13 protein-coding genes are annotated in these 12,720 nt (G+C 37.7%); 2 read left to right on the top strand and 11 right to left on the bottom strand.

The window, feature by feature from the left end:
• Positions 1–200 precede the first annotated feature (200 nt).
• Together MKY51_RS16535 and MKY51_RS16540 are read left to right on the top strand one after the other, a co-directional pair.
• On the top strand, positions 201–851 hold the full coding sequence (locus MKY51_RS16535) for a LytTR family DNA-binding domain-containing protein (protein WP_339174070.1): 651 nt from the start codon (positions 201–203) through the stop codon (positions 849–851).
• Positions 852–1,179: 328 nt separating this feature from the next.
• Positions 1,180–2,700 (top strand): succinate CoA transferase, encoded by a 1,521-nt coding sequence (locus tag MKY51_RS16540; protein ID WP_339174073.1) that lies wholly within the window; start codon positions 1,180–1,182, stop codon positions 2,698–2,700.
• Between the two features lie 142 nt (positions 2,701–2,842).
• Here the strand turns inward: MKY51_RS16540 and MKY51_RS16545 are convergent, their stop codons facing one another.
• From MKY51_RS16545 to MKY51_RS16595, 11 genes are all read right to left on the bottom strand, one after another.
• On the bottom strand, positions 2,843–3,250 hold the full coding sequence (locus MKY51_RS16545; RefSeq protein WP_339174076.1) for a 3-oxoacyl-ACP reductase: 408 nt from the start codon (positions 3,248–3,250) through the stop codon (positions 2,843–2,845).
• A 346-nt stretch (positions 3,251–3,596) separates the two neighbouring features.
• Positions 3,597–3,878, bottom strand: coding sequence for a GNAT family N-acetyltransferase (locus MKY51_RS16550; RefSeq protein ID WP_339174078.1), 282 nt, complete (start codon positions 3,876–3,878; stop codon positions 3,597–3,599).
• Between the two features lie 99 nt (positions 3,879–3,977).
• Positions 3,978–4,892, bottom strand: coding sequence for a DUF1002 domain-containing protein (locus MKY51_RS16555; RefSeq protein WP_339174080.1), 915 nt, complete (start codon positions 4,890–4,892; stop codon positions 3,978–3,980).
• A 119-nt stretch (positions 4,893–5,011) separates the two neighbouring features.
• On the bottom strand, positions 5,012–5,869 hold the full coding sequence (locus MKY51_RS16560) for a S1-like domain-containing RNA-binding protein (protein WP_339174083.1): 858 nt from the start codon (positions 5,867–5,869) through the stop codon (positions 5,012–5,014).
• A 26-nt stretch (positions 5,870–5,895) separates the two neighbouring features.
• The gene (gene mntR, locus MKY51_RS16565) at positions 5,896–6,315 is read right to left on the bottom strand and encodes a transcriptional regulator MntR (RefSeq protein ID WP_339174086.1); all 420 of its coding nucleotides are present in this window, start codon (positions 6,313–6,315) and stop codon (positions 5,896–5,898) included.
• A 312-nt stretch (positions 6,316–6,627) separates the two neighbouring features.
• Positions 6,628–6,909, bottom strand: a complete 282-nt coding sequence (locus MKY51_RS16570; protein WP_339176665.1) for a late competence development ComFB family protein — start codon at positions 6,907–6,909, stop codon at positions 6,628–6,630.
• Between the two features lie 257 nt (positions 6,910–7,166).
• Complete coding sequence (locus MKY51_RS16575; protein ID WP_339174090.1) at positions 7,167–9,578, bottom strand: penicillin acylase family protein; 2,412 nt, start codon at positions 9,576–9,578, stop codon at positions 7,167–7,169.
• Positions 9,579–9,656: 78 nt separating this feature from the next.
• Complete coding sequence (locus MKY51_RS16580) at positions 9,657–10,415, bottom strand: exodeoxyribonuclease III (RefSeq protein WP_339174092.1); 759 nt, start codon at positions 10,413–10,415, stop codon at positions 9,657–9,659.
• Between the two features lie 102 nt (positions 10,416–10,517).
• On the bottom strand, positions 10,518–11,429 hold the full coding sequence (gene murB / locus MKY51_RS16585; protein ID WP_339174095.1) for a UDP-N-acetylmuramate dehydrogenase: 912 nt from the start codon (positions 11,427–11,429) through the stop codon (positions 10,518–10,520).
• Positions 11,430–11,514: 85 nt separating this feature from the next.
• Positions 11,515–11,820, bottom strand: coding sequence for a helix-turn-helix domain-containing protein (locus tag MKY51_RS16590; RefSeq protein ID WP_339174098.1), 306 nt, complete (start codon positions 11,818–11,820; stop codon positions 11,515–11,517).
• A gap of 201 nt (positions 11,821–12,021) precedes the next feature.
• On the bottom strand, positions 12,022–12,660 hold the full coding sequence (locus MKY51_RS16595; RefSeq protein WP_339174101.1) for an FMN-dependent NADH-azoreductase: 639 nt from the start codon (positions 12,658–12,660) through the stop codon (positions 12,022–12,024).
• Positions 12,661–12,720 lie beyond the last annotated feature (60 nt).

Genomic DNA, 12,720 nt, shown 5'->3' on the forward strand with positions numbered 1-12,720 from the left:
ATGCATATTTCACCTAATCATACTCTTTTAGCATAGTAATTTTCACGCTATTTTTTCACTAAATTTTTTATGAAAATAATTCCTTTTATTATCTCTAATAAATATTTTTCAAATTAAAAAATCTTCCCAACCCAATTTCTTTAAATATGTAGTAAAATAGTTCATAATTGTATAAAATGCTTATAAAGAGGTGTTATAAAGTGGATCCAAGACAAATAGAAGAAATTATGGAAGTCATTAAAGAATTTTTCCCTGAGAATACATCAATTGCTATTTCAGATACCAATGAGTATTTATATTACCAGCCAAGCAAAAAGGTAGACTTGAAAATCAAAGCAGGTGACCCGATCAAAGAAGGTTCTGCTGCGTACAAAGCGTTAACGTATGGTCAAAAAATCAATTCATACATTGAATCGGACGTATTCGGAGTTCCGTATTACGGAATGAGTATTCCTCTCATTGAAGAAGGTGAAACAAAAGGTGCTATTACAGCAATCTTCCCTCAAAAACCTTCTCCATTTTTAACAAATTATATCACAGTAAAAATTGATGACTGCTGGTATCCAATTAAACACAACCAAGTGATTTATTTGGAGACTCAATTGCGTAAAACATTTGTAAAAACGATGCACCGTGAAGGGTATCACCGCTTGAACTTAAGTGACCTAGAGTTATTTTTAGCTCCTGATTCGTTCATCCGCTGCCACCGTTCTTACATTGTAAATATCGATTATATCGATGAAATCCAACCAGATTCACACTCAACTTTCCTATTAATTATGAAAGACGGTACGCGTATTCCTGTAAGCCAACGCTATGCAAGCTACTTCCGCCGTTCTTTAGGGTTCTAAAATCATTTAAAAGCGACTCGTACATACACGAGTCGCTTTTTCATTTCCCCATTTAGTCTTTTGACCTATTTTCCTGACTTTAATTGTGCAAATTTGCTGAACAAATTCTACTCTACACTTCATAACCAATCTTTTTTATCTCTTTTTTACACTAAATTTCTCTATTATTCACCTTTTAAGCGCTTTTATGTTGGGCGTGAAGTAAATGTGACAATTTGATGATAATATTAGCATAAATGCCGGTTTACTACCTGGTGAAAAACACAGAAAATTACAAAATTTTCTGTTTATCAAACGATTAAATAACTTATTAGGGGAGGATTTATTAATGGATCCACGAGTTGAGAAACGTTTAGGTTTAAAACAATTAGTAGATAAAGTTGTATCTGCTGAAGAAGCTGCTGCTTTAATCCAAGATGGCACAGTTGTAGGGATGTCAGGATTTACTCGCGCAGGTGACGCTAAAGTTGTACCAATGGCATTAGTAGAGCGCGCTAAAAATGAAAAATTCAAAATTGATGTATATACAGGGGCTTCATTAGGTCCTGAAGTTGATAACTACCTAGCTGCTGCTGGCGTTATTAACAAACGCGGTCCTTTCCAAGGGGATGCGGTAATGCGCGGTTTAGTTAACAAAGACGAAATTTCTTATGTAGACGCACACCTTTCTCACAACGCTGAGTTAGTACGTCAAGGAATTATCGGTCCTATTAAACACTTAATTTTAGAAGCAGTTGCTATTACAGAAGATGGCTTAATTATTCCATCTAACTCTGTAGGTAACTCTCCTATCTTCGCTGAGTATGCAGAGAATATTATTATCGAATTAAATATCTCTCATCCAGAAGCATTGATCGGTATTCACGACATTTATGTTCCAGGTGAACAAGGTAAGCGTGACGCGATCCCAATGACAAATGCTGAGCAACGTATCGGTGAAATCGGTATTAAAGTTGATCCAGCTAAAATTAAAGCAATCGTTATTTCTGAAGAGCCAGACGCTCCTTCATTAATCGTTCCTCCAGATGAGGAAACACAAACAATGGCAAACATTTTATTAGACTTCTTCCGTTCTGAAATCAAAGCGGGTCGTTTAACAAATGAATTAATGCCATTACAATCAGGTGTAGGTTCTGTAGCAAACGCAGTATTAGACGGCTTTGCTGATGCAGAATTCGAAAACTTGGTAGTTGCTTCTGAAGTTTTACAAGATGCAGTATTCAACTTGATCGATGCTGGTAAAGTACGCTTTGCTGCTGCAACTTCTATTACACTTACAGAAGAATTACAGAAAAAAGTTTACGGCAACTTAGAAAAGTATGCTGATAAAATTTGCTTACGTCCTCAAGAAATCTCTAACCACCCAGAGCTTATCCGTCGTTTGGGCTTAATTTCAATCAACACTGCTCTTGAGTTAGATATTTATGGTAACGTAAACTCTACACACGTTTCAGGTACTAAAATGATGAACGGTATCGGCGGTTCTGGTGACTTCGCACGTAACGCTCGTCTTGGTATCTTCGTAACGAAATCATACGCAAAAGGCGGCGCGATTTCTTCAATCGTACCAATGGTTTCTCACGTAGACCATACTGAACACGATGTAGACGTAATTGTAACTGAACAAGGTATCGCTGATTTACGTGGACTTGCTCCAAAAGAGCGCGTAAAATTAATCATCGAAAACTGTGCTCACCCAGATTTCAAAGAGCAGTTATGGGATTACTATAACCGCGCTTACGAAGCAACTGGCGGCGCGCACACTCCTCATATCTTAGAGGAAGCTTTATCTTGGCACGTTAACCTTGCTAAAAACAAAACAATGAAAAAAGAAACAGCTAACGCTTAATCTTTATATATGTTAAAGGGTTTGTCTGAAACGATTTATTAACGTTTCAAGACAAACCCTTTTTAATTGCTAACCACAAAAAATATAAAAAAAGGCGGCTAATTTCCCGCCTGCCTTGTTTTTATATAAAGGATCGGACTGCTTATGCACGTTTGTCCTGTTCATGGTTGTAATATTCCAGTGTTGTTTGACCGCCTTCTTCAACCATTTGGTTACCCTCTAAAGTATGGTCTGATACTTCTCCAGCTGTCGATGCAACTTCCTCCAGTGATTCTTTCTTGTAATCATCTTTCCCGACTGAAGCTGATTTCGCAACATTTGTATCCAAATCACCAGTTGATGATGGATGTGCATCTTCATTACTGTAACCAGCAGATTTGCCTTGAACTTTCTCCATCAAGCCCTGCACGCCACCGCTTTCGTTTACTTTTCCTTTTGCTTTATTCAAATAATCCATTGCTTTATCACGATTTTCCTTTTTACTTAAAAATGAAGCGGCACCCGCTAATAATCCTGCAACTACAACGCCTTTACCTTTTAATTTAGCCATAATAATATTACCTCCTATTTCGGAATTTAATTTCCCTTTTCATATAAATTAATATACCCTGCGAAATTCTTTTAAAACATTCGGTGTTATAGGATTAAAAACTACCTGAATTGGATAAATATATATAAATAAAAAAATAAAGGAGTGGTCGCTATGTTCCACAACAAAGAAATTACATATAAAGGTACCGAAATCCTTTCGCTTCTCGGTGTTTCCGCAGTAGTTACAGCTCTGATTTCATTATTTGTAGGTTTTTAATTAACATGCTATTAAAACAAAATAAAGTTATAATTCCATAATAAAACACGATTTTCTAAAAAAAGAAAATCGTGTTTTTTGTATATTGCTATACTTTTACATCGTCATACGCATCGCTTTTTTGGAATGAAGAAACGACATATGAACAAAGGGCATTCATTTTGTAATTGTTTTCCCGTGCATAATCCGCAGCAGCATCTAAAAGCTTTTTGGCTACCCCTTGACCGCGCAGTACATCAGAAACATACGTATGATCCATATTCATGACACCATCACGTAAAAACCAGGTAATCTCAGCAACACGTTGACCGTCCTTTTCATATTCCAAAGCACCATAGTTGTTCCCTTTGTCTTTATAAATAAATTCCATATTTCTCCCTCCTTCTGTACTTCACAATATACCATAATTTGAATTTTCAATAAAAATAAAAGCACCCGAATTTATGAGTGCTTTCACTGAACGACTATTTTATTTGAACCAGGATGAAATGGTATTGATTAAATTATTGAAGAAGTTTTTGACGCTTTGCCAAAATCCTTCATCCTCTAATATCGCCCCGAACTTTTCATCGAATTTTGCCGTTAAATCCGAAAGCTGTGATGATAATTTACCGAAGTCGATATTTAAATTACTAATTCGGTTCATTAAATCCACTAAAAGCTGACGGTCTTTTTCACTTAAATTGATTTGCAGTTTGTTCAATTGTTCTTCAACAATTTGCTGAACTTCTTCTTTTGTTCCCGGTTTATTTTCTGCAATAGCTTTTTTAATTTCTGTTAATAATTCAGAAACTTGTGCATCTGAAACGCCTGCCGATTCAGCAATTGATGTAGCAACGGATAATTCGTCATTTGCAACATCTGTACGCTCGATATCTAATGTCTCACCTGTTTTTGCTTCATATGCTTTGTATATCCCGACTAATGCCGAGTGACCTGTTACCGGTTTTGGTGCAGCAATTTCCACAATCGCATCTTCAATACCTGCTGTTAACATGGCATTTGCATACATTTCCGATGTTACCTGTGTAATATTATCTGGTGTTACGATACTAATCGTAAGTCCTTTACCAGCATCTTGACGCGTAATTTTAGCAGATGAAAACATGCGTGAACTTGGGTTACTATCTTTTATATATTTAGCTAAATCCTGTCCTGAAATTGTAATTTCATCTACTTCTGATTCCTGATCTACACGTAAAGCAGTTTTCACTAATTCCTTTTCATCAGCAGATAAATTGCTTCCATAAACAACGATTGGTACACCGAGCTTTTCATTGATTGGATTTTTTTGTTCTGTAGTAGCCGCAGAAGCGCTCATTGGTAAAACGAAAGAAATCAATAAAGCGAATGCTGCGATGACTGCCATCCATTTTTGTCTCATTTGTATATCCCCCTTTGCGAATGTATATATTGTCCAACTTTGCTATACATTCTTTAAATAATACGAATAAAAAAAGTAAAAGGTTTCATATGTATTTCCCCTTTTACTTATATTTGTATCTAAACGATTTCTGTCCAGCCGTCTTTTTGCGTAATTTTGCGTGCTTTCATTAAAGTACCTAGTGCACGTTTAAACGAACCTTTACTCATATTGAACATTTCGGATATTTCCTCCGGTGTTGACTTATCGCCAAATGGCATCTTCCCACCGACACTTTCCAAATAGGCGAAGATTTTTTCCGCATCATCACCTAAACGCTCATGTTTTCGGGGTAAGAATGAGCCGTTCAACGAGCCATCTTCCTTCACATCAATAATGCGCACTTGCACTTCTTGTCCTAGACGTGGCTCAGCTTTCATTTCCGATTCGTGTACGAAAATACGATAAGGGTTTTCAACGCCTAATAAAAACGAACCTACCGGTAATAGACGGTATGGTCGAGCTGTAATGTTTTTATTGAACATATCTTCTGCTGCGCCTTCAAACATGTCATTAACCTTTTCTTCTGTAATTAAACGACCGAATAAATCCCCGTTGCGATCTGTTCGTAATGTAATATACAAATGATCTCCCGCTTCCGGCCACACTTCTTCAATTGCAGGTAAGTCTTCAGCACGCACTAATACTTCGCGGGAAGTACCAATATCACAGAAAGCCCCTTCTTTTGTCACTTTCAACACTCGTGCCCAACCATAATCCGCTTCTGTAATATGCGGAATGGCTGTCGTTGCCTGAAGGTCTCCACGACGGTCCGTATAAAGGAAAACTTTTAAAACATCGCCGATTGCAATTTCTTCTATTACATCTGATGCATTTAAAGGAATTTCCAACTCACCATTCGTTAAAATATAACGTGACCCTTGCTCTTCCAATACCGTTAATTCCACAACTTGTCCTGATTTTATTAATTGATTCATCATATTCTCCTTTTTCTAGTCAATCATTACATACTATGATTTGATTTCATTTCTTCCAGCTTCTTGGTCAATTGAGGCTCTTCTTCTAAAAGCTGGACCAGATCTGCAATGCGATCAATGGAATTCCAGCTCAAGTGATGTTCAATACCTTCAACGTCTTCATATATACGTTCTTCATCAACCCCTATTAAACGCAAAAATTGTTCCAGCAAATCATGTCGCTGAACAAGTCTCTTTCCTAACTTTTGCCCTTTTGGCGTTAATGTTAAGCCTCTATATTTTTCATATATTAAATAGCCGTCTTTATCCAATTTCTGCACCATTTTTGTAACGGAGGAAGGTAGAACAGATAAAGCTTCAGCAATATCGGACACACGTGCATACCCTTTATGTTCAATTAGTAGATAAATTTGTTCAATGTGGTCCTCCATGCTAGGTGTTGGCATAGCTGTTCCCTCTCTTTCCAATTGCTTCTTTCAGTTTACTACAATTACACGCAAAAAGTTAACTGAAAACAGTAAACGCTTAAATTACATTGGCTCATTCCATAACGATTCGGCTATCGCAAGACAGGAAGCAGGTTAGTCCGTCATTTCCGTGAATTACGGCTTATATAAACAGCTTCCTACGCTAAAAGGCATTAAAAGAAAAAGGCTATTGCAATTAGTATGCCCCTAATTGAATAACCTCTTCCTTTTACCTTTTATAAAACTTGCTCGTAACTGCTTATATACATAAAGAATGCATTGAATCATTTCTTATGGATGTTTAGGATATTGTTTAACAATGTGAAGGGCACGGATAATCTGTTTGTTGATTTCCTCAAGATTTTCCGGTGTGCTCATTTGTTTAAATACAGCATCTCTCGTTTCGTTTGAAGTAACATAACGAGCCGGCAATATATTTAAAACAATTGCATTCACATCCATCTCACATTGTTCACAATGACAAAATGTTTGATATTCAACGCCATGCAGCAGAAAACTTACAAGCCCTTTTACAATTTCTTCTGTTACATTTACTAATATAATACCTGACATTGTCATCTTTCGCCTCATTTATAAAACTGGATTCTCTTCTATAATCATATAACGCAAAGTAATTTAACTCAAACATTTCGATTAGAATATGTGACTTTTTTACTTTTGAATTAAAAACTATACCTCTATATTTTAGCTTACTTTATAAATATCAGTATACTACTTTCTGCCTTTAGTAAACTCATCAAATTAAGCGCAAAAAATGCATCCAGAAATTAAAACACCCTTTTTCTCGTTGAGAAAAAGGGTGTTTACTTCTATTCGGCTTTTAAAATTAACTCGTACTTCGTATTAATATCGCCATTAATATTTGTTTTATGGTAACGGCCGTATACCCAGTTTGAAACTTGGTTGTCGTACCATTTTGACTTCACATGTCCACTTTGTCCTGGACCGACAATGTGATGTGCTGTATTTAAATTATCCAAGTCTGCAACAAAACGCCACGATGCACCGTGATTTACATTTCCGCTGCCATCTTCGGAAGCTGCCTGTACGGTAACACTAGACCCGCCAACCGGCAGTTTTTCAGGGTTGACATAGTCCGCTAAAAAGTCCGACGCACTTGCTAATGGATGTTTAAATGTAAGCTGATTATAGCTGCCCCATTTCCATTTTGAAACGGATGTCCCGTATTTACCTTTAATCTTCGTTACAGCATCCTCGAAGGCAGTATATACGAATTTATCCAGTCCGCCTTCTTCTGTAATCCAGACACCCGAATTACCTGCATATGCATCACGCAGCATTTGGTCTGTAATTTGCGATTTGCCAGGCATTAATTTATACACATCTTCCGGCATTGCATCCTGGAACAATGCTTTTTCCATGTTTTCGATTAAGAAATGGTACACAAGTGGTGCGCCTTGGTCTTTGTCATCGTAATACTCCCATTCTTCCAGAAGCGTAATGACATTTTTGTACTTACCATCTTGATCTTGAGCTTTAATCGTTTCAAGCAAGTCTGGTAAAAATTCTACTGCATGCAAATTCTTCTTATCCATTTGCATACCTTTCATTTCCGCAACAGAAAGCTTTAATAATTCACCTGTTTCCTCATCATACATCGGTGTTTTAATCATCTCTACGATTCGCTCATATCGATAAGGCTGTGCCCAAAGATTCGAAATATGGTAAGGGTATTCCTCGCCTACCACTTGATTGTTCGCTGTTGCAATAAAGCCTTCTTCCGGATTAATAACCGTTGGCAGCTCATCAAATGGAATATAGCTTTCCCAGCCGTATTCCGAAGAGTTACCTGGTACCGGTAATGAACCTGTACCTTGTTTACGGATCGGTACTAGACCATTTGCTTTGTATGCAATTGTTCCATCAGTTGAAGCAAACACAAAGTTTTGTGCCGGTGCTTTAAAGTCTTCTAGTGCAACTTCGAACTCTTCCCAATTTGTCGCTTTATTGAAGCCTAGAACTGCTTTTAATTCCTGTGTTGATTGCAGTGCTGTCCACTGCATAGAGAATTGCTCTTTCATCTCAGTATCTTTCAGCATAATATTAGAGATGACTGGACCGTGGCGTGTCTCCACAACTTCAAAGTCAACCGTTTCACCGTCTTTTACTTTGATCGGCTCTTGTCGTACAGTTGCCTCTTCCCATTCACCGTCATACTCAAATTCATACGGGTTTTCCGGGTTTGGTGTTTCAATATATAAATCTTGCACATCCGGGTTCACATTTGTTACACCCCATGCAATCTCTTCGTTATGTCCAAGAATAATTCCAGGAATCCCTGCAAAAATGACACCACTAACATTTTGTTCAGGTGATTGCAGATGCATTTGATACCATACAGATGGCGTGCTTAATCCTAGATGCGGATCATCTGCAAGTAATGGTTTACCTGATTTTGTCAGGTCACCGCTTATAACCCAGTTATTACTGCCGTTATGTTCTGACGGCAAATAATCCGTTGGAATGGCGCTTGCAATATCCGTTTCAAGATTTAAATTTGCCTCAATAATTGATTGAGCGTTTTCAGGGTATTCTACAAATAATTCTTCAGCTTGTTCTTTTGTATAATTCTGCATTGCCCATGAACGGAAAGCCTGCTGATTCCAGTTTCCGCCTAAGTCATATGCCATGTATTTTCCGATTGTCAATGAATCAATCGGTGACCAAGCTTCAGGTGTATACCCAAGTAATTTGAATTCATATGAAAGTTTGCTTGTACCTTTTACTTCATCGATAAAAGCATTTACCCCATCCGCATACCATTCAAGAATTTGTTTTGACTGTGCATCATAGTCATCCCATGATAACTCTGCAGCCTGTCGTAAACTGAATGTACGGAAAAACTTATCTGTATTTACCGCAGATTCCCCTACTACCTCAGCTAAAGTACCACTTGCTTGACGGCGTGCCAAATCCATTTGGAATAAACGATCCTGTGCCTGGACATAGCCTTGAGCACGATAAAGATCTGCATCGGACTTGGCCACAATATGCGGTACTCCTACACCATCTCTCGTAACTTCCACATCATCATCTAAAATGGATACTGCAAGTTCACCTTCAATGACAGGTTTAGAATTGGATACGTATAAGTGCAATCCTGCTACCGCCGCACCACCTATAATAATTAAAATCCCGACTGCCCAAATGGCGATGTTTATAAATTTGCGCCATTTTGACTTTTTCGCCTGTTGTGCCATAAATTCCACCTCTTTTTTTCTCTTTTTCACAAAGCTTTAATATGCTGCAAAAGTTCTGTTTCTATTAGTCTATTCATCTTACACCGTTTTTAATTTTAATACGATAGGGCAATGATCGCTACCTAAAATTTCTGAATGTATGGATGCTTCCTCAACCTTATCTACAAGCCGGTCGGAGATGATAAAATAGTCAATGCGCCAGCCGATATTTCTTTCGCGTACTTTCGCCATATAACTCCACCATGTAAAGTGGTCGGTTAGGTCCGGATGGAAATGCCGAAACGAATCTGTAAAACCGCTTGCAAGCAAATCTGTCATTTTCCCGCGCTCTTCATATGTAAATCCGGAATTTCCGATATTGGATTTCACATTTTTAATATCCAATTCGCTATGTGCAACATTTAAATCTCCACAATAAATGACGGGCTTTTTCGCATCAAGTTCCTTCAAATAGAGTGCCATACGGTCTTCCCATTGCAACCGCTCTTCCAAACGAGTTAAATCCCTTTTGGCATTCGGTGTGTATGTATTCACTAAATAAAAATTTTCATATTCCAATGTAAGGATACGTCCTTCATCTGCCGCTATTTCATTTTCGATACCGTAATACACTGCTAACGGTTCATGTTTCGTAAAGACAGCTGTACCAGAGTAACCTTTTTTCACTGCCGAGTGCCAATATTGATAATATCCTTCCAGTTGAAGATCAATCTGTCCTACCTGGCATTTTGTTTCCTGGATACAGAAAAAGTCCGTATCCATTTCACGGAAATAATCCAAAAACCCTTTATTTACACATGCACGAATCCCATTTACATTCCACGAAATAAATTTCATCTATCCTACTCCCTTTATGTAACTCATATTAAAATTATCCATTAAAAAAAGAGAACCCGCGCTAAACTAGCACGAGTTGAAGTCATTTTATATCATCCAAGATTAGTCTTCACCGACAATTTTTACTTCCATTTCCAAGTCGATATCATACTTCTCTTTTACAACACGCTGTACCATTTGAATTGTATCAATATAATCCTTTGCCGTGGCATTGTTTTTATTGACGATAAATCCTGCATGCTTTGTAGAAACTTCTGCCCCTCCGACACCTTTACCTTGCAATTCACTATCCTGAATAAGCTTACCTGCAAAATAACCTGGCGGGCGCTTGAATACACTGCCTGCTGAAGGGTATTCAAGCGGCTGCTTCGATTCACGCTGGAATGTTAAATCGGCAATTTTCTCATCGATTTGCTTTTGATCACCATGTGCTAATTGGAACGTAGCAGACAGTACAAAATAGCCTTTTTTAGCAATGATGCTTTTACGGTAAGAAAGTTCTAGTTGCTCATTGTTCAACTCAAGAACCTCTCCTTCCGGTGTCAATACTTTACATGATGTGACGATGTCTTTAACTTCACCACCGTACGCACCTGCATTCATTGCCATTGCTCCGCCTATTGACCCTGGAATACCACATGCAAACTCAAAACCGGTTAAGCTTTGAGCTGCAACTTGTTTTGATACTTCTTTGATCAATGCCCCACTTTGAGCATAAACCGTTTCACCTTCAATGCGAATTTCGTCCAGTAAAGCAAAATGCAGGACGATACCACGTACCCCGCCATCACGTACAACCATATTGGAGCCGTTCCCCAGCATGAGTAGCGGTACATTATTTTCGTATGCATACTTAACGACTGCTGCTGCTTGCTCTTCAGTTTTCGGCAGTACTAAAATATCTGCCTTACCGCCAAGTTTTGTCATCGTATATTTTTTTAATGTTTCATTTTTTTTTATATTAGTTGAAGGAATCCATTGTAATAAATCATTTTCCCACTGTTGAATTGTCATAAAAAACATTTTCCTTTCCTGTAAAGCTGACGTATTTTTTAAGTATCTGTTTTTATAACGCTTTTTACAAGTAAAACAGCAAGATTTATAACCAAGTTTTTGCCCATATTTCAATTTCTCTCACAGTTTGTTCAAGTGAACGCCCTTTATCGGTTAAATTATACTCAACACGAACCGGTACTTCTGAAAACACTTTCCGTTCAACAATACCTTCTTTTTCGAGTTCCTTTAGTCGCTCCGACAGTAAGCGTCCACTAATCGGTAATGCAGCTTCGATTGCATTGAAACGTTGAGGCCCTTCCAACAATTGATAAATAATTAAAGCTGTCCAGCGTTTTCCTACAAGCTCCATTGCTTTTGACAGGCGCGGACATAGTGCTGATTCTTTCATTTTCTTCACCTCATATTCACTACTCTAAAACTAAATTTATTTAACTGCTACTTATTATATTACCACTTCTCATTAATTACGAAAAGTAAGTAGCTTACTGCCAAGTGACATTTTACCTTAAGACACGCTGTTACCCGACTAAAAAAAGAAGGGAGCCCACAACTTTGTGAGCAACCCTTCTCTACTATATGAATAATTAAATTAAGCTGTTACTTTTGCCAAGTTTTGCGCTGCAGCTTTTACTTTTTCTAAGCCATCAGCAATAATTTGTTCGGCACCAGCTGGATTCGAAGCATGACCTTCGATAATAACTTCATCAATTTTTTCCATACCATATACGCCGCCGATAACTGCATTAATGTAGTTTACAGACATTTCTGAAGCAGATGCTTGTGGTGTTGAGTAAATACCGCCGCGAGCGTTTAATACGATATATTTTTTGTCAGTCATTAAGCTTACTAATTGACCTTGTTCATTGTATTTGAATGAATAGCCTGCGCCATAAGTGTAATCGATAAATGATTGTAATGCTGCAGGAATTGTTAAGTTCCATAACGGGAACGCAAATACTACTACATCTGCAGCTGTTAATGCTTCACGAGATTTATTGAAAGCAGCTAATGAACCTGCTTCGATTGCTGATAATTCTTCGCCTGCTTGTGCTTTACCGAATGCATTGAATAATTCTTGACCAAAATATGGCATATTCTCTTCAAATACATCAAAAGATGTTACGTTTAAACCTTCAACGTTCGCTACTTCCGCCATGAATGTTTCATACATTTTTGTTGATACGCCGTCTGGACGGTTATTTGCTTTTACTACTAATACGTTTGTCATTTTCATTTCTCCCTACTATCTCAATCTTATTTATTTTTTGAATTTTTATCTTGTTTTAGA

Origin of the sequence: Solibacillus sp. FSL R5-0691 (genome assembly GCF_037974225.1) — a bacterium.
Taxonomy (GTDB): Bacteria; Bacillota; Bacilli; order Bacillales_A; family Planococcaceae; genus Solibacillus.

Bases quoted from the DNA above. Each gene is read 5' to 3' on its own strand.
- MKY51_RS16595 (WP_339174101.1), bottom strand. From the start codon at position 12,660: ATGACAAACGTATTAGTAGTAAAAGCAAATAACCGTCCAGACGGCGTA.
- MKY51_RS16580 (WP_339174092.1), bottom strand. From the start codon at position 10,415: ATGAAATTTATTTCGTGGAATGTAAATGGGATTCGTGCATGTGTAAAT.
- MKY51_RS16560 (WP_339174083.1), bottom strand. From the start codon at position 5,869: ATGAATCAATTAATAAAATCAGGACAAGTTGTGGAATTAACGGTATTG.
- mntR (WP_339174086.1), bottom strand. From the start codon at position 6,315: ATGCCAACACCTAGCATGGAGGACCACATTGAACAAATTTATCTACTA.
- MKY51_RS16570 (WP_339176665.1), bottom strand. From the start codon at position 6,909: ATGTCAGGTATTATATTAGTAAATGTAACAGAAGAAATTGTAAAAGGG.
- murB (WP_339174095.1), bottom strand. From the start codon at position 11,429: ATGACAATTCAACAGTGGGAAAATGATTTATTACAATGGATTCCTTCA.
- MKY51_RS16540 (WP_339174073.1), top strand. From the start codon at position 1,180: ATGGATCCACGAGTTGAGAAACGTTTAGGTTTAAAACAATTAGTAGAT.
- MKY51_RS16550 (WP_339174078.1), bottom strand. From the start codon at position 3,878: ATGGAATTTATTTATAAAGACAAAGGGAACAACTATGGTGCTTTGGAA.
- MKY51_RS16555 (WP_339174080.1), bottom strand. From the start codon at position 4,892: ATGAGACAAAAATGGATGGCAGTCATCGCAGCATTCGCTTTATTGATT.
- MKY51_RS16575 (WP_339174090.1), bottom strand. From the start codon at position 9,578: ATGGCACAACAGGCGAAAAAGTCAAAATGGCGCAAATTTATAAACATC.
- MKY51_RS16545 (WP_339174076.1), bottom strand. From the start codon at position 3,250: ATGGCTAAATTAAAAGGTAAAGGCGTTGTAGTTGCAGGATTATTAGCG.
- MKY51_RS16590 (WP_339174098.1), bottom strand. From the start codon at position 11,820: ATGAAAGAATCAGCACTATGTCCGCGCCTGTCAAAAGCAATGGAGCTT.